Source organism: Kitasatospora sp. NPDC057904, from assembly GCF_042887925.1.
Lineage (GTDB): Bacteria > Actinomycetota > Actinomycetes > Streptomycetales > Streptomycetaceae > Kitasatospora.
In genome coordinates this window covers 188,178-204,544 of the sequence record NZ_JBHVOL010000008.1, presented here as the reverse complement: position 1 = coordinate 204,544, position 16,367 = coordinate 188,178, and the positions used below count along the sequence as shown (strand labels likewise).

The following is a 16,367-nucleotide window of genomic DNA, read 5'->3' as shown; positions in this document are numbered from 1 at the left end:
TATACGTTCACCTCGGGGGGGGGCGCCCACCACCCCCCCACCCACCCCCTTCTGCCCGGGTGGTATGGCCCGTCGGCCCCCCCGCCCCCCCCCGCCCCCCCGACGGGACCGCTGCTTGAGAGTTACGGACCTGACCGGCCGGGCCCCCTCCCCTCCCCCCTCCCCTCCCCCCCTCCGCCACCCACCCACCCGCGCGCGCCCACCACCCACCTCGGCCGCCTCGGCCACCTCACCCACCCACCCGCCCGCCACCCGGCGCGGCCCTCTGGCACAGCCATCAGGTACAGCCCCTCAGGTACAGCCCTCAGGTACAGCCCTCAAGTGCACCCCTCTGCCACAGCCCTCCAACCCTCGCCACCCTCCGCCGGCTGGGCACCGGGCCCGGTGCCCAGCCTTGCGGGGTGTGCGGTGTCAGCGCCGGACCGGGCCGTTCTCCTTCCGCATCGACTTGGTGATCGTCTTCCACTTCTTCAGCCGCGCCGAGGCGAGCCGGGCGTCCGACCGGGACGCGATCCACTCGTTCTCGCGCTGGAGCTTGCGGTAGCTCTCCCACCTCCGCTGCGGCAGCGTGCCCTCCTCCAGCGCGGCCTGGACGGCGCAGCCGGGCTCGGTGTGGTGGCCGCAGTCGTGGAAGCGGCACTCCTCGGCCAGCTCGGCGATGTCGGCGAAGGCCAGGTCCACGCCCTCACCGCCGTAGAGGCCGACTTCGCGCAGTCCGGGGGTGTCGATGAGCACGCCGCCCCCGGGCAGCGCTATGAGTTCGCGGGTGGTCGTGGTGTGGCGTCCCTTCTGGTCGACGTCGCGGGCGGCCTGGACGGTCATGACGGCCGCGCCCGCGAGCGCGTTGGTGAGGGTGGACTTGCCGACGCCGGACTGCCCGATGAGGGCGGTGGTGCCGGGGGTGCAGGCGCGCAGGACGTCCATGCCCTCCCCGGTCTCGGCGCTGACGACGAGCACGGTGACGCCGGGGGCGACGCCTTCGACGTCGGCACGGATGAACTCGGCGTCGTCGACGAGGTCGGCCTTGGTGAGGACCACGACGGGTTCGGCGCCGGACTCCCAGGCGAGGGCGAGGAAGCGTTCGATCCGGCCGAGGTCGGGGTCGGCGGCGAGGGAGGCGGCGATCAGGACGGTGTCGACGTTGGCCGCGAGCACCTGGCCGTCGGAGCGCTTGCCGGCGACCTTGCGGATGATCGCGGTGCTGCGCGGCAGCAGCGCCGTGACCGCGGCCATGGGCTGGGCGTCGAGGTCGACGGCGGCCCAGTCGCCGGTGCACGGGCAGTTGATCATGTCGGCGTCGCCGACCGGCCGGGTGTCGAGCCGGACGGTGCGCGCTTCGCCGGTTTCGGGGTCGGCCAGGACGGCGTCGCACTGGCCGCGGTCGACGCGGACGATGCGGGCCGGGACGAGACCGGCCTCGGCGAGCGGGTTGAACAGCTCGTCGAGCTCGGCCGTCCAGCCGTAGCCGGACAGCGCGGCGGAGAGCTCAGAGCTCTCGGCGTGCTCAGGCAGCTCGAAGTGCTCAGCGGCCGGGGAGGACGAGGAGAAAGAAGAGGGGTACGACGGAACGGAGGCAGCGTTGAACAACGCAGTGGGCCCTTCGGGAGGAGATGATCCCGGCGGGCTGCGGCTGGCTCGGAACGTCAGCCGGCGGCCGGGAAAAGGAGGTGATCGCGCGTGCTGCCCAGGGCAGCTATCGGGGCAACGACGGCCATGGGGCTCACCTCCTGCTCTCTACTCCTCGGGCGGCCCGAAGAGGGCGCCCGAACCGGACGGGAGAAACGCTAGCGAAGAACGGTTCCCGCGCCAACAGGTTTTTGACCTGCGGAAATGCGCGGGTGAGGGCGGGATCAGCCGCCGTAGCGGTGCTTGAGGTTGGGGTCGTCCAGCCACCAGGGCCGCATCCCGGTCTCCTCTTCCTCCTCGCGGCCCTCCGCGCGCGCCTGGGCCGCCGCCTCCTCGAAGCGGGCGTCCAGCTCGGCGTCCACGGCCTTGATCTCCTCGCGCCCCTGCACCACCATGCGCCGCACGAGCGCGGCCAGGAACGGCAGCCCGACGAGGTCCCCCAGCACCCAGAAGGCGTTGCCGCCCCAGGTCTGGTCCTGCGCGAGGCTCGGCCCCCAGGGCCGCCCGAGGGCGACGTAGTGGTGCTCGGCGACGAGGTGGCCGCCGTAGATGAGGACGATCCCGAGCCCGGCGTCGAAGATCACCTCGGCGAAGGTGATGAACAGCCCGACCAGGTGCGGGTACTCGTGCCCGACGGGGTCGATCTGGAGCCGCGGCCAGAAGTAGGCGAGCCCGAGCAGCACGAGCACCAAGTGCAGCACGAGGTTCCCGGCGCCGCTGGAGACCGACCACTCGTACCAGGGCGTGAAGTAGAGGAGCCACGGCGGCGCCATCAGCAGCGCGGTCGAGACGGCCGGGAACATCAGCACCTTGGACGGCTTGCTGCGCAGCGCCCGCAGGATCCGCTCGCGCCGCCGCTCGGACGCGGACCCGACGAGCAGCGAGACCGGCGCGCCGAGCGCGAGCAGCAGCGGGACGACCATGAGCAGCAGGACGACCTGGACGGCCCGGTCGGTGAAGAGGACGCGGTCGTAGACGCCGAGGCCGGAGCAGGTGGCCCAGATCCACAGGAGCAGCCCGCCGAGGAAGGCCGCGGTGCGGGTGGGCTGCCAGCGTTCGCCGCCGGTGCGGTGGACGGCCCGGACGGCGAGGAGGTACCAGGCGCCGAGGAGGACGGAGAGGCCGAGGACGAGGGGTTCGGCGGTCCACGAGGTGGCGAGGTCGGACCACTGCCAGGCCGGCGGCCCGCTGTAGCCGAGCGCCTGCACCGAGCCGTCCATCCGTCCGCCACCTCGTCCACGCCGTGCTGCCGCCGGCCCCGTGCCCGGGCGGGCTCGGGGCGCGCCGGGGTCCGTTCGCGGTGTCCGGCGCCCCGCCATGATGGCCGGTGGGCAGTGGATCACCGCGGCCAGGGGGCCTCTCTATACCCCACCCTGAACAAGGCTTTGCCAAACCTTGCCGAAGCTTTGCCGAGGCAAAGTTTTCGCCCCGTTCCGTCCCCATGCGCAACCGGCGGAGGGGCACGTTCGTCTGGCAGGATGCACCGTCGGCATACCGGCCACGTGGGTGACAACAAGGGGACGACAAGGGTGCAAAGCACTGCACGCGGCGAGGGCCGCCGGCTGGCGGCGCGCCACCGCAACATCGAGCTGGGCCTGCTGGCCCTCGCGGTGGCCGTCTGTGTGGCGGGACACATCGACGCCGATCTGGCGCTGACCGGCAAGATGCCGCCGAACCTGCTGATGCGGCTCCTGCCCCTGGTCGGGCTGGTGGGCGCGGCGCACATGGCGGTGCGCCGGTTCGCCCCGTACGCGGACCCGCTGATCCTGCCGCTGGGCGTGTTCCTGACCGGTTTCGGGCTGATGCTGCTGGACCGGCTGGACATCTCCTACGCGGCGGCGCACGCGAAGAAGGGCGACTTCCAGAAGCTCCCGGCCGCGCCGCAGCAGTTCATGTGGGTGTTCATCGCGGTCGTGGTGTCCCTCGCGCTGGTGGTGTTCATCAAGCACCACCGGTTCTTCCAGCGCTACGTCTACATCCTGATGGCGGGGGCGCTCGTCCTGCTGGCCGCGCCCGCGTTCTTCCCCGGGCGTCCGGAGGACTTCGGCGCCAAGCGCTGGATCCGCCTGTTCGGGCTCTCCTTCGAACCGGACGAGTTCGTCAAGGTCGCGATCACGATCTTCTTCGCCGGCTACCTGATGGCCTCGCGGGACGCGCTCGCGCTGGCCGGCCGCAAGATCTGGGGCATGACCCTGCCGCGCGGGCGGCACGCCGGGCCGGTGCTGGCGATCTGGGTGATGAGCCTGCTGGTGCTGATCTTCGAGCGCGACCTCGGCACCTCGCTGATCTTCTTCGGCATCTTCGTCGTGATGCTGTACGTGGCGACCGAGCGCACCAGCTGGGTGGTGCTCGGCCTGCTGATGGCGGTCGGCGGCGCGGCGGTGGTCGGCACCCTGGAGCCGCACGTGCACGGCCGCGTCGAGGCGTGGCTGCACCCGCTCGACATCTACAAGCCGGTGCACGACAAGGCGATCATCTCCGACCAGCCGGCCGAGGCACTGTTCAGCCTGGGCACCGGGCACCTGACCGGGACGGGCCTGGGCTCGGGCCGGCCGTGGCTGATCGGCTTCGCCGGGCGCAGCGACTTCGTCTTCACGACGATCGGCGAGGAGCTGGGCCTGGCCGGGGTGACGGCCGTGCTGCTGGTGTACCTGCTGCTGGTGCAGCGGGGTCTGCGCACGGCGGTCGGGCTGACCGACCCGTTCGGGAAGCTGCTGGCGACGGGTCTGTCGACGGCGCTGGCGCTGCAGGTGTTCGTGGTGGTCGGCGGGGTGAGCGGCCTGGTGCCGCTGACCGGCAAGGCGTTGCCGTTCCTGGCGGCGGGCGGTTCGTCGCTGCTGGCGAACTGGCTGACGGTGGCACTGCTGATCAAACTGAGCGACTCGGCGGGGCGGACGGCGCTGGAGCCGGCGCTGCCGAGCACGGACTTCCCGGCGCAGGTAGCCTCGAAGCGCCCGGCCCAGGCCGACCAGAGGGCCGGTCAGGCCACCGGCCAGGGCTCCGGCCAGGCCGGTCAGGGGGACGGCCAGGCCGGTCAGGCCCCGGGCCGGACGCCCGCGCACGGCACGCCGTCGGGCCCGGGGTCCGAGCCCGCGCCCGAGGCGAGTGGGCAGCAGGCCGGCCGGCCGGGCGCGGTGGCGGACTTCCCGACGGCGCCCGGCTACGGCACCGCCCCGGATCCGTCCCGGCCGGGCGGCACGCTGGGGGGCGGCTTCCACACGCCGGCGCAGCCGTCCGGACCGCACTCGTCGACTCCGCAGCCGTCGACTCCGTACCCGCCCGGCCCGTACCCGCCGAACCAGAACCCGGCGACCGCCTGACGGGCCGCAAGGGCGCCCCGGAAACACCGGGCACACCGGGCACACCGGCCTTAGCGAAGCAGCGAACGCCACAGGGCCTCCCCCGCACCCGCGGGGGAGGCCCTGTCGCACGTCCTACCGCTGCTGGTCCCAGGGCGGCCGCGGCGGGTAGCCGGGCGGCGGGTACTCCGGGGGCGGGGCGGTGGGCCGGTCGCTGTCGGGCGGCGGCGGGGTGGGCCGGTGGTGGGGGCCGCCGCGGGCGGTGAGGCGGCCGCGCACGTTGTCGGCGGCGAGGACGTCGGCCCAGCGCTCGGGGTACTCGGAGGGCACGTCGACGTCGTCGCCCTCGTCCTCGCCCCACTCCTCCTCGGCGCCTTCGGCGAGGCCGAGTTCGCGGGCCCGGCGGGCGCGTTCGGCGGCGCGCCGGGCGGCGACCTCGCGGACCGTGGCCGCGGCGGCGGCCTCGTGGGCGCGCTCGTTCTCGGCGCGGGCGTCGGCGGTCTCCAGGGTGGGCCAGCGCCGGTCTATGGCGGCGTTCATGGCGGCGCCGATGAGCACGGCGAGCGCCACGACGAAGATCCACAGCAGGACGGCGACGGGCGCGGCCAGCGAGCCGTAGACGGAGGGGCCCTCGACGGAGCTGACGAGGTACAGGCGCAGCGCGACGCTGCAGAAGACGAGGACGACGAGGGCGACGAGGGCGCCGGGGATGTCCTCGCGCCAGGGCGTGGAGACGGGCACGGCGAGGTGGTAGAGCGTCGTGAGGGAGACGATCAGCAGGGCGATGGCGACGGGCCAGTAGGCGGCGCCGACGAGCCCGGCGATGCCCGGTACGGCGTTCTCGACGAGGCCGGGCCCGGCCATGAGCAGCGGCAGCACGAGGGAGCCGATGAGGAGGGCGCCGAGGTAGAGGCCGAGGGACATGAGGCGGGTCTTGACGATGCCGCGCTTGCCGTCGAGGCCGTACATGACGGTGATGGTGTCGATGAAGATGTAGAGGGCCCTGGAGCCGGACCACAGCGAGAGCAGGAAGCCGATCGAGATGAGGTCGGGCCGGGTGGTGTCGAACACCTGGTTGAGCAGCGGCACGACGACGTCGTTGATGGAGGAGTCGGAGAGGACCGTCCCGGAGGCCGAGACGATGTCGTGCTTGAGGCGCTCGATGGTGCCGGCGCCGAGGACCTGGTCGAGGTAGCCGAGGGTCGCGGCGAGGCCGAGGAGCAGCGGCGGGATCGACAGCAGGGTGAAGAAGGCCGCCTCGGCGGCGAGGCCGGTGACCCGGTACTCGACGCAGGTGTTGGTGGTGTCCCGGACCAGTTCCCACGCCGTGCGGCGCCAGGTGGCCTGCTTGGCCGCGCGCCGGGAGCCCTTGCCCCGGCGTCGGGAGGGCCGCTCGGGGTGCGGTCTGCTCGTATCGCCTGCTGCTTGCACAGGGCTAACGGTATCGGGCCGGGCCCGGCCGGTTGATCTCAGCGGGGCCCCGGGCGTGCGTCCGCCGGTTTCCGGGCGGGCGGCGGGGGGAGCGGCGGGAACGCGGCGGCGTCCCGCATTCCGAAACCACAGCGTCCATGATGCGGACGTTAGTGGACCGCGAGTCGTGCGCCGTGCGAATCTCTTGCCATGCCTAGCGCCGGAACCACCCTGGTAGGTCGACTCCACGTCGATCTCCTTCGCGTGTCCAGCGCCATCTGTCCGGTGACCTGAGCCCCACCCCGCCGCCACCACCGCACCCCGGCGCCACCACCTCGCCATCCCCGCCGACGTGGATGCGCACGGCGCCCGCCCGGCCCGGTCACTGCCCTCACGGTCCTGAGAAACAGCAGGTCACAGGAGCACCGCCCGGTCGAGCACGCCCAGCGACCCACCCGGCGTCAGAGCCACCTGCCCCGAAGGACTTCACCATGGCCACCTCCCCCGAGACCGTCGAGCCCACGGCCGACAGTGCCGCCGAGCGCCACCCCGCCGGGGTCCGCAAGGTGACCCGCCACCGCGGTGAGGGCCAGTGGGGCATGGGGCACCACACCCCGCTGAACGCCAACGAGCAGTTCAAGAAAGACGACGACGGTCTCAATGTGCGGACACGCATTGAGACGATCTACGCGCACCGCGGCTTCGACTCGATCGACCCGGCCGACCTGCGCGGCCGGATGCGCTGGTGGGGGCTGTACACCCAGCGCAAGGAGGGCATCGACGGCGGCAAGACCGCGATCCTGGATCCGCACGAGCTCGACGCCGAGTACTTCATGCTCCGCGTGCGCGTCGACGGCGGCCGGCTGACCGTCGCCCAGCTGCGGGCGATCGCCGAGGTGTCCGAGCAGTACGGCCGCAACACCGCCGACCTGACCGACCGCCAGAACGTCCAGTACCACTGGATCCGGATCGAGGACGTCCCGGCGATCTGGCAGAAGCTGGAGGCCGTCGGCCTGTCGACCACCGAGGCCTGCGGCGACACCCCGCGCGTCATCCTGGGCTCGCCGGTGGCCGGCGTCGCCGAGGACGAGATCATCGACGGCACCCCCGCCATCGAGGAGATCCAGCGCCGCTTCATCGGCAACCCGGACTTCTCCAACCTGCCGCGCAAGTTCAAGTCCGCGGTCTCCGGCTCCCCGCTGCTCGACGTCGCGCACGAGATCAACGACGTCGCCTTCGTCGGCGTCGTGCACCCCGAGCACGGTCCCGGCTTCGACCTGTGGGTAGGCGGCGGCCTGTCCACCAACCCGAAGCTCGGCGTGCGCCTGGGCGCCTGGGTCCCGCTGGAGGACGTGGCCGACGTCTACGGCGGCGTCATCGGCATCTTCCGCGACTACGGCTACCGCCGCCTGCGCAACCGCGCCCGCCTGAAGTTCCTCGTCGCCGACTGGGGCCCGGAGAAGTTCCGCCGGGTGCTGGAGGACGAGTACCTCGGGCGCGCGCTGACCGACGGCCCCGCGCCCGCCGAGCCGGCCGGCCGCTGGCGCGACCACGTCGGCGTCCACAAGCAGAAGGACGGCCGCTTCTACGTCGGCTTCGCCCCGCGCGTCGGCCGGGTGGACGGCAAGCTGCTCGGCCAGATCGCCGACCTCGCCGAGGCCCACGGCAGCGACCGGGTGCGCACCACCGCCGAGCAGAAGATGCTGGTCCTCGACATCGCCGAGGACCGGGTCGAGTCGCTGGTGGCCGGCCTGGAGGCGCTCGACCTGCGCGTCACGCCGTCGCCGTTCCGCCGCGGCACGATGGCCTGCACCGGCATCGAGTACTGCAAGCTCGCCATCGTCGAGACCAAGGAGCGCGGGCGCACCCTGATCGACGAACTGGAGGAGCGCCTGCCGGAGTTCGCCGAGCCGCTGACCATCAACATCAACGGCTGCCCGAACGCCTGCGCCCGCATCCAGGTCGCCGACATCGGCCTCAAGGGCCAGCTGGTCACCGACGAGCACGGCGACCAGGTCGAGGGCTACCAGGTGCACCTGGGCGGCGCACTGGGCCTGGAGGCCGGGTTCGGCCGCAAGGTCCGCGGCCTGAAGGTCACCAGCGCGGGCCTGCCCGACTACGTCGAGCGGCTCCTGACCCGCTACCAGGCCGACCGCACCGAGGGCGAGCGCTTCGCCCAGTGGACGGCCCGGGCCACCGAGGAGCAGCTCTCATGAGTGAGCGAGCCGCACCGTTCTTCTGCCCGTACTGCGGGGACGAGGACCTGCGCCCCTCCGAGGCCGGGCACGGCTCCTGGGAATGCCACGGCTGCCGCAGGGCCTTCCAGTTGAAGTTCCTCGGCCTGCTGTCGCCCGCTGCCGCGGGGGGACCGAGCGAAGGGGGAAGCGCAGTTGACCGGCACGACGACTGACTACGAGGCGATCGCGACCGCCGCGGGCCGCGACCTGGAGGAGGCGACCCCGCAGGAGATCCTGCGCTGGGCCGCCGACACCTTCGGCAAGCGGTTCTGCGTCACCTCCTCCATGGAGGACGCGGTCGTCGCCCACCTCGCCTCCTCGGTGTTCCCCGGCGTGGACGTGGTGTTCCTGGACACCGGCTACCACTTCGCGGAGACCATCGGCACCCGGGACGCGGTCGCCGCGACGATGCCGGTCAACGTCATCACGCTCACGCCGCTGAGGACCGTGGCCGAGCAGGACGCCGAGCACGGGCCGCACCTGCACGACCGCGACCCGGACCTGTGCTGCTCGCTGCGCAAGGTCGAGCCGCTCAACCGCGGCCTCGGCGCCTACGACGCGTGGGCGACGGGCCTGCGCCGCGACGAGTCGCCGACCCGGGCGAACACCCCGGTGGTGTCGTGGGACCCCAAGCGCCGCAAGGTCAAGCTCGCCCCGATCGCCCGCTGGACGCAGGACGACGTGGACGCCTACGTCGCCGCGAACGGGGTGCTGCTCAACCCGCTGCTGTGGGAGGGCTACACCTCGATCGGCTGCTCGCCGCTGTCCTGCACCCGCAAGCCCGCCGAGGGCGAGGACGCACGGGCCGGCCGCTGGTCCGGCTCCGGCAAGACCGAGTGCGGCATCCACCTCTGAACCTCCGAACCACCGTCAACCGACCAGAAGGAACCCCACCGTGACGACAGCCGACACACTGGCCGCCAACGGAGCCGCAGAGGCGGCCCGCGCGGCCGCCCCCTGCGAGCGCGGCGCCACCGTGTGGCTGACCGGGCTGCCGAGCGCGGGCAAGACCACGCTCGCCTTCGCCCTCGCCGAGCGGCTGCGCGCCGAGGGCCACCGGGTCGAGGTCCTGGACGGCGACGAGATCCGCGAGTTCCTCTCCAAGGGCCTCGGCTTCTCCCGCGAGGACCGGCACACCAACGTCACCCGGATCGGCTTCGTCGCCGAGAAGCTGGCCGCCAACGGCGTCAAGGTGCTCGCCCCGGTGATCGCCCCCTTCGCCGACTCCCGCGCCGCCGTCCGCGAGCGCCACGCCGCCGCCGGCACCGAGTTCCTGGAGATCCACGTCGCCACCCCGGTCGAGCTGTGCGCCGAACGCGACGTCAAGGGCCTGTACGCCAAGCAGGCCGCCGGGGAGATCTCCGGCCTCACCGGCGTCGACGACCCGTACGAGGCGCCGGAGCACCCGGAGCTGCGCCTCCAGACGCAGGGCCGCGCGGTCACCGAGTCCGCCGCCGAGCTGCACGCCTTCCTGACCGAAAGGGGCCTCGCATGACCACCGCGACCCAGCACACGGTGCAGGCCGACGACACCCCGTTCGCGCTGTCCCACCTGGACGCGCTGGAGGCCGAGTCGGTGCACATCTTCCGCGAGGTCGCGGGGGAGTTCGAACGCCCGGTGATCCTCTTCTCCGGCGGCAAGGACTCCATCGTCATGCTGCACCTGGCGCTCAAGGCCTTCCGGCCCGCCGCGGTGCCCTTCTCGCTGCTGCACGTCGACACCGGGCACAACTTCCCCGAGGTCATCGCCTACCGCGACCGCGTCGTCGCCGAGCACGGCCTGCGCCTGCACGTCGCCCACGTCCAGGACTTCATCGACCGCGGCGTCCTGCGCGAGCGCCCCGACGGCACCCGCAACCCGCTGCAGACCGTCCCGCTGCTCGACGCGATCGAGACCAACCGCTTCGACGCCGTCTTCGGCGGCGGGCGCCGCGACGAGGAGAAGGCCCGCGCCAAGGAGCGCGTCTTCTCCCTGCGCGACGAGTTCGGCGCCTGGGACCCGCGCCGCCAGCGCCCCGAACTGTGGTCGCTCTACAACGGCCGGCACGCCGTCGGCGAGCACGTGCGCGTCTTCCCGCTCTCCAACTGGACCGAGCTCGACGTGTGGCAGTACATCGAGCGCGAGGGCATCGACCTGCCGGAGATCTACTACGCCCACGAGCGCGACGTCTTCTCCCGCAGCGGCATGTGGCTCACCGCCGGCGAGTGGGGCGGGCCCCGCGAGGACGAGCCCGTCCAGCGGCGCCTGATCCGCTACCGCACCGTCGGCGACATGTCCTGCACCGGCGCCGTCGACTCCGACGCCACCACGATCGAGGCCGTGATCGCCGAGATCGCCGCCAGCCGCCTCACCGAGCGCGGCGCGACGCGGGCCGACGACAAGCTGTCCGAGGCCGCGATGGAAGACCGCAAGCGCGAGGGGTACTTCTAGCCATGACCAGCACCACCCAGGCCGGCATGACCCAGACCGGCACCGCCACGTCGCTGCTGCGCTTCGCCACCGCCGGCTCCGTCGACGACGGCAAGTCCACCCTCGTCGGCCGCCTCCTGCACGACTCCAAGTCCGTGCTCGCCGACCAGCTGGAGGCCGTCGCCCACGCCTCCCGCAACCGCGGACAGGCCGCGCCCGACCTCGCGCTGCTCACCGACGGCCTGCGCGCCGAGCGCGAGCAGGGCATCACCATCGACGTCGCCTACCGCTACTTCGCCACCCCCCGGCGCCGGTTCATCCTCGCCGACACCCCGGGCCACGTGCAGTACACGCGGAACATGGTCACCGGCGCCTCCACCGCCGAGCTCGCCGTCGTCCTCGTCGACGCCCGCAACGGCGTCGTCGAGCAGACCCGCCGGCACGCCGCCGTCGCCGCGCTGCTGCGCGTGCCGCACGTCGTCCTCGCCGTCAACAAGATGGACCTCGTCGACTACGCCGAGCCCGTCTTCGCCGCCATCGCCGCCGAGTTCACCGCCTACGCCGCCTCCCTCGGCGTCAAGGACGTCCTCGCCGTGCCGATCTCGGCCCTCGCCGGCGACAACGTCGTCGAGCCCTCCGCCCACATGGACTGGTACGGCGGCCCGACCCTGCTGGAGCACCTGGAGACCGTCCCGGTCGGCAGCGACCCGAGCGCAGAGCCCGCCCGCTTCCCCGTCCAGTACGTCATCCGCCCGCAGACCGAGGCGCACCCCGACTACCGCGGCTACGCCGGCCAGCTGGCCTCCGGCGTGCTGCGCGTCGGCGACGCCGTCACCGTCCTGCCCTCCGGCCACACCACCACCGTCGCCGGCATCGACGCGCTCGGCGAGGAGACCGACATCGCCTGGGCCCCCCAGTCGATCACCGTGCGCCTCGCCGACGACATCGACGTCTCCCGCGGCGACCTCATCGCGGCCGGCCCCGCCCCCGTCCCCACCAAGGACATCGAGGCGACCGTCAGCCATCTCAACGAGCGCCCGCTGCGCGCCGGGGACAAGGTGCTGCTCAAGCACACCACCCGCACCGTCCGCGCGCTCGTCAAGGAGATCTCCTACCGGATCGACATCGACACCCTGGAGCGCCGTTCCGGCGCCGACGGGCTGAACGTCAACGACATCGGCCACGTGGTGCTGCGCACCGCCGAGCCGCTGGCGCTCGACACCTACTCCGCCAACCGCCGCACCGGATCGTTCCTGCTGATCGACCCGGCCGACGGCACCACCCTCACCGCCGGCATGGCGGGCGAGGCCTTCGACACCGTACGCAGCACCGACGTCAACGACGCCACCGAAGAGGAGGACTGGGTCTGATGCCCAGCGAGGCGTTCTCGGGCATGGACAAGGAAGGCGGCCGCATCGGCAGCGGCGTCCTCGGCAGTGGCCAGGGCGGACTGACCCGATGTGTGGGCCGACAGGGCTGAGAACGCCCTGTCACCGGGCCGCCTCCCCCGCAGCCGCCCGGCTTGCCCGGCATCCGCGATGCCGCAAGCACCACCTTCCGAACTCCAGCCCCGAGACCGCCTCCTGACGGTCCGTCCGCGAACGGGACATCACCATGGCACCGATCCAGGCCCTCCTGCATACCCGCATCCGCCCCAACGCCGGGCGGATCAGACGCGCCGCCGCGGCCGCCGTCGCCGGCCTGGCGACCGTCGCCCTGCTGTCCGCGTGCAGCTACGGCTCCAAGGCCGAGGGGAAGTCCTCCGGCGACGCCGGCTCCTCCGCCGCCGGGGCTTCGGCCGCCGGCGACAAGCTCTCCGCCGACACGGTCAAGATCGGCTACTTCGCCAACCTGACCCACGGCACCGCCCTGGTCGGCCTCCAGGAGGGCCTCTTCCAGAAGGAGCTCGGCGCCACCAAGATCAAGACCCAGGTCTTCAACGCGGGCCCGGCCGAGATCGAGGCGCTCAACGCCGGCTCCATCGACATCGGCTGGATCGGCCCCTCCCCCGCGATCAACGGCTACACCAAGTCCGACGGCAAGTCGCTGAGGATCATCGGCGGTTCGGCCTCCGGCGGGGTCAAGCTGGTCGTCAACCCGGACAAGGTCTCCTCCCTCGACGACCTCAAGGGCAAGAAGATCGCCACCCCGCAGCTGGGCAACACCCAGGACGTGGCGCTGCTCAACTACCTGGCGGGCAAGGGCTACAAGGTCGACCCGAGCACCGGCGCCGGGGACGTCTCGGTGGTGCGCACCGACAACAAGGTCACCCCCGACGCCTACAAGCAGGGCTCCATCGACGGCGCCTGGGTGCCCGAGCCCACCGCCTCCAAGCTGGTCACCCTCGGCGCGAAGGTCCTGCTCAACGAGAAGGACCTCTGGCCGGACAAGAAGTTCGTGATCACCAACATCATCGTCTCGCAGAAGTTCCTCAAGGAGCACCCGGACGTGGTGGAGGCCGTGCTGCGCGGCTCGGTGAACGCCAACGCCTTCATCAAGGCCAACCCGGACAAGGCCAAGGCCGACGCCAACGAGGCCATCAAGAAGGAGTCCGGCAGCGCGCTGGAGCCGGCCATCCTCGACCCGGCCTGGGCGGACATCGACTTCCTGGACGACCCGCTGGCCGGCACCCTGCAGGCCGAGGCCGACCACGCCGTGACCGCGGGGCTGCTCAAGAAGCCCAACCTGAACGGGATCTACGACCTCGGCCCGCTGAACAAGGTGCTCGCGGCCAAGGGCCAGGCCCCCGTGGCGGACGCCGGACTCGGCGCCAAGTAGCGCCGCCTCCCCTCCAGTTCCGCGGTCCGGACCCCCGCCCGCCCGGTCGATCCCCGATCGATGCCCACCGGACGGGCGGGGCCGGACCCCGGCTCCCAAGCTCCCCGCCCCTCCCTCCTTGCCCGCCGACGGGCAGGAGGGGCCCATGACCACTCACGCAGGAGGTGCCCGGATGACCTCGGCACTGACCACCTCGGCGGACGCCCCCGGCACCGCCGGCGCCGCGCCCGCGCCCGCCGTCCGGATCTCGCACGTGCACAAGTCCTTCGGCCGCCCCGGCGCGCAGACCCACGTCCTGGACGACATCACCCTCGACGTGGCGCCCGGTGAGTTCGTCACGCTGCTCGGCGCCTCGGGCTGCGGCAAGTCCACCCTGCTGAACCTCGTCGCCGGCCTCGACCGCCCCACCCGCGGCAGCATCGAGGTGCCCGGAGCCCGGCCCGCCCTGATGTTCCAGGAGCACGCGCTGTTCCCCTGGCTCACCGCCGGACGCAACATCGAACTCGCCCTCAAGCTCGCCGGCGTCCCCCGCCCCGAGCGGCGCGCCGAGGCCGAGCGGCTCCTCGAACTCGTGCGCCTGAGCGGCTCCTACGGCAAGCGCGTGCACGAGCTGTCCGGCGGCATGCGCCAGCGCGTCGCGATGGCCCGCGCCCTCGCCCAGGGCAGCAAGGTGCTGCTGATGGACGAGCCGTTCGCCGCGCTCGACGCCATCACCCGCGACGTCCTGCACGACGAGATCACCCGGATCTGGGCCGAGCGGCAGCTGTCCGTCCTGTTCGTCACCCACAACGTGCGCGAGGCCGTGCGCCTCGCCCAGCGCGTGGTGCTGCTCTCCTCCCGCCCCGGTCGCATCGCCCGCGAGTGGCACATCGACCTGCCGCAGCCGCGGCGCATCGAGTCCGCCGGCGTCGCCGACCTGTCCATCGAGATCACCGAAGAACTGCGTGGGGAGATCCGTCGCCATGTCCAGCACTGACACCACCCCCGTCCTGGACAAGCGCGGAGCCGCCGACACCGCCGACGTCGGCGCCGGCCTGGACGCCCTGGACGCCGTCTCCGCCCGGCGCAGCTCGCTCGGCGAGGTGCTGCGGCAGAAGGCGCTGCCGCCGCTGCTCGGCGTCCTCGTCGTGCTCGCGCTGTGGCAGGGCGCGTACAGCCTGCACCTCACCACGTCCGACAAGCTGCCCAGCCCGGCGGCCGTGTGGCACTCCGCGCAGGACCTCTGGTACCAGGGCACGCTGTTCTCGATCATCTGGACGAGCGTGTGGCGCGGCCTGTCCGGCTTCCTGCTGGCCGTCGTCATCGGCACCCCGATCGGCCTGGTCGTCGCCCGCGTGAAGCCGGTGCGCACCGCGATCGGCCCGGTCCTGCAGGGCCTGCAGTCGCTGCCGTCGGTCGCGTGGGTGCCGGCCGCGGTGATCTGGCTCGGCATCAACGACTCGATGATGTACGCGGTGATCCTGCTCGGCGCCGTGCCCTCCATCGCCAACGGCCTCGTCGCCGGGATCGACCAGGTGCCGCCGCTGTTCCTGCGCGCCGGGCGCACCATCGGCGCCACCGGCCTCACCGGTGCCCGGCACGTGCTGCTGCCCGCCGCGCTGCCCGGCTACCTGGCCGGGCTCAAGCAGGGCTGGGCGTTCTCCTGGCGCTCGCTGATGGCCGCCGAACTCGTCGCCTCCTCCCCCGACCTCGGGCTCGGCCTCGGCCGGTACCTGGAGAACCAGCGCGAGTTCTCCGACATGCCGGGGGTGCTGCTCGGCATCCTCCTGATCCTGTTCGTCGGGATCGCCATCGAGCTGCTCGTGTTCACCCCGGTCGAGCGCCGGGTGCTGCGCAACCGCGGCCTGCTGGCCGCCGCGAAGTAGGGACGCACCGCATGACCGCCCTCCTCCTCATCGCCCACGGCAGCCGCGACCCGCGGCACGCCGCGACGGTGGCCGCGCTCGTCGACCGGGTGCGGGCGCAGCGGCCCGGGCTCGACGTCGCGACGGCGTACCTGGACCACTGCGCGCCGCGGATCCCGCAGGTGGTCGGGCGGCTCGGGGCGGCGGTGGCGGTGCCGCTCCTGCTGAACCGGGCGTTCCACGCCAAGCACGACATCCCGGCGGCGCTGCGCGCGGCGGGCGCGGGGCTGCCGGTGGCGGACGTCCTCGGTCCGTCGCCGCTGCTGCTCGCCGCGCTCGACCGGCGGCTGGCGGGGGCGGGCCTGGACGTCGCGTCGGCGGGGGTGCGGGCCCGCACGGGCGTGGTGCTCGCGGCGGCGGGTTCCTCCGACCCGGCGGCGGACGCCGCCACCCGCGCGGTGGCCGCCGAGTGGCGCCGCACCCGCGGCTGGGCCGCGGTCGAGGTCGCCTACGCGGCCGGCACCGGCCCCCGCGTCCCCGAGGCCCTGGCCGCCCTGCACGCCGCTGGCGCCGCGCGCACCGCCGTGTCCCCCTACCTCCTGGCGCCCGGCCGCCTCCCGGACCGCATCGCCGAGGCGGCCACCGAGGCCGACCTTTGCGCCGACGTCCTGGGCGCGGCCCCCGAACTGGCCACCCTCCTCCTGGAGCGCTACGACGAGGCCCTGCGGACGTCGCGAGCAATCCCCGCCCTCACGGCCTGAGCC

General features: G+C 72.9%; 15 protein-coding genes. 12 read left to right on the top strand and 3 right to left on the bottom strand.

Annotated elements, in window-relative coordinates:
- Nucleotides 1–411: 411 nt before the first annotated feature.
- Both rsgA and ACFVSN_RS21850 read right to left on the bottom strand, forming a co-directional pair.
- On the bottom strand, nucleotides 412–1,512 hold the full coding sequence (gene rsgA / locus ACFVSN_RS21855; protein ID WP_387956467.1) for a ribosome small subunit-dependent GTPase A: 1,101 nt from the start codon (nucleotides 1,510–1,512) through the stop codon (nucleotides 412–414).
- A gap of 338 nt (nucleotides 1,513–1,850) precedes the next feature.
- Nucleotides 1,851–2,846: a cytochrome c oxidase assembly protein gene (locus ACFVSN_RS21850; RefSeq protein ID WP_380440926.1), complete on the bottom strand. Its 996-nt coding sequence runs from the start codon at nucleotides 2,844–2,846 to the stop codon at nucleotides 1,851–1,853.
- A gap of 309 nt (nucleotides 2,847–3,155) precedes the next feature.
- Here ACFVSN_RS21850 and ACFVSN_RS21845 point away from each other — a divergent pair, with 309 nt between their 5' ends.
- Nucleotides 3,156–4,946 (top strand): FtsW/RodA/SpoVE family cell cycle protein, encoded by a 1,791-nt coding sequence (locus tag ACFVSN_RS21845; RefSeq protein ID WP_380501183.1) that lies wholly within the window; start codon nucleotides 3,156–3,158, stop codon nucleotides 4,944–4,946.
- Nucleotides 4,947–5,060: 114 nt separating this feature from the next.
- Here ACFVSN_RS21845 and ACFVSN_RS21840 read toward each other — a convergent pair whose 3' ends face one another.
- Nucleotides 5,061–6,356, bottom strand: a complete 1,296-nt coding sequence (locus ACFVSN_RS21840) for a YihY/virulence factor BrkB family protein (protein WP_380440932.1) — start codon at nucleotides 6,354–6,356, stop codon at nucleotides 5,061–5,063.
- A gap of 189 nt (nucleotides 6,357–6,545) precedes the next feature.
- Here ACFVSN_RS21840 and ACFVSN_RS21835 point away from each other — a divergent pair, with 189 nt between their 5' ends.
- From ACFVSN_RS21835 to ACFVSN_RS21785, 11 genes are all read left to right on the top strand, one after another.
- Complete coding sequence (locus ACFVSN_RS21835) at nucleotides 6,546–6,629, top strand: putative leader peptide (protein WP_310593185.1); 84 nt, start codon at nucleotides 6,546–6,548, stop codon at nucleotides 6,627–6,629.
- Between the two features lie 197 nt (nucleotides 6,630–6,826).
- Nucleotides 6,827–8,551, top strand: a complete 1,725-nt coding sequence (locus ACFVSN_RS21830; RefSeq protein ID WP_387956424.1) for a nitrite/sulfite reductase — start codon at nucleotides 6,827–6,829, stop codon at nucleotides 8,549–8,551.
- Complete coding sequence (locus ACFVSN_RS21825; RefSeq protein WP_380440937.1) at nucleotides 8,548–8,745, top strand: hypothetical protein; 198 nt, start codon at nucleotides 8,548–8,550, stop codon at nucleotides 8,743–8,745. Before ACFVSN_RS21830 ends, ACFVSN_RS21825 begins: the two co-directional genes overlap by 4 nt.
- Nucleotides 8,726–9,427 carry a phosphoadenylyl-sulfate reductase gene (locus ACFVSN_RS21820; protein WP_380440940.1) on the top strand — a complete coding sequence of 234 codons (702 nt, stop codon included), beginning with the start codon at nucleotides 8,726–8,728 and terminating at the stop codon, nucleotides 9,425–9,427. The genes ACFVSN_RS21825 and ACFVSN_RS21820 overlap by 20 nt, the downstream gene beginning before the upstream one ends.
- A 58-nt stretch (nucleotides 9,428–9,485) precedes the next feature.
- The gene (gene cysC, locus ACFVSN_RS21815) at nucleotides 9,486–10,067 is read left to right on the top strand and encodes an adenylyl-sulfate kinase (protein WP_380441043.1); all 582 of its coding nucleotides are present in this window, start codon (nucleotides 9,486–9,488) and stop codon (nucleotides 10,065–10,067) included.
- On the top strand, nucleotides 10,064–11,002 hold the full coding sequence (gene cysD / locus ACFVSN_RS21810; RefSeq protein ID WP_380440943.1) for a sulfate adenylyltransferase subunit CysD: 939 nt from the start codon (nucleotides 10,064–10,066) through the stop codon (nucleotides 11,000–11,002). The genes cysC and cysD overlap by 4 nt, the downstream gene beginning before the upstream one ends.
- 2 nt (nucleotides 11,003–11,004) lie before the next feature.
- Nucleotides 11,005–12,351, top strand: coding sequence for a sulfate adenylyltransferase subunit 1 (locus ACFVSN_RS21805; protein WP_380440946.1), 1,347 nt, complete (start codon nucleotides 11,005–11,007; stop codon nucleotides 12,349–12,351).
- 244 nt (nucleotides 12,352–12,595) lie between these two features.
- Nucleotides 12,596–13,759 carry an aliphatic sulfonate ABC transporter substrate-binding protein gene (locus ACFVSN_RS21800; protein WP_380440948.1) on the top strand — a complete coding sequence of 388 codons (1,164 nt, stop codon included), beginning with the start codon at nucleotides 12,596–12,598 and terminating at the stop codon, nucleotides 13,757–13,759.
- A gap of 172 nt (nucleotides 13,760–13,931) precedes the next feature.
- Nucleotides 13,932–14,735, top strand: coding sequence for an ABC transporter ATP-binding protein (locus ACFVSN_RS21795; RefSeq protein WP_380492873.1), 804 nt, complete (start codon nucleotides 13,932–13,934; stop codon nucleotides 14,733–14,735).
- Complete coding sequence (locus tag ACFVSN_RS21790) at nucleotides 14,722–15,624, top strand: ABC transporter permease (protein ID WP_380440950.1); 903 nt, start codon at nucleotides 14,722–14,724, stop codon at nucleotides 15,622–15,624. Before ACFVSN_RS21795 ends, ACFVSN_RS21790 begins: the two co-directional genes overlap by 14 nt.
- An 11-nt stretch (nucleotides 15,625–15,635) precedes the next feature.
- Nucleotides 15,636–16,364, top strand: a complete 729-nt coding sequence (locus ACFVSN_RS21785; RefSeq protein WP_387956423.1) for a sirohydrochlorin chelatase — start codon at nucleotides 15,636–15,638, stop codon at nucleotides 16,362–16,364.
- Nucleotides 16,365–16,367: the final 3 nt, after the last annotated feature.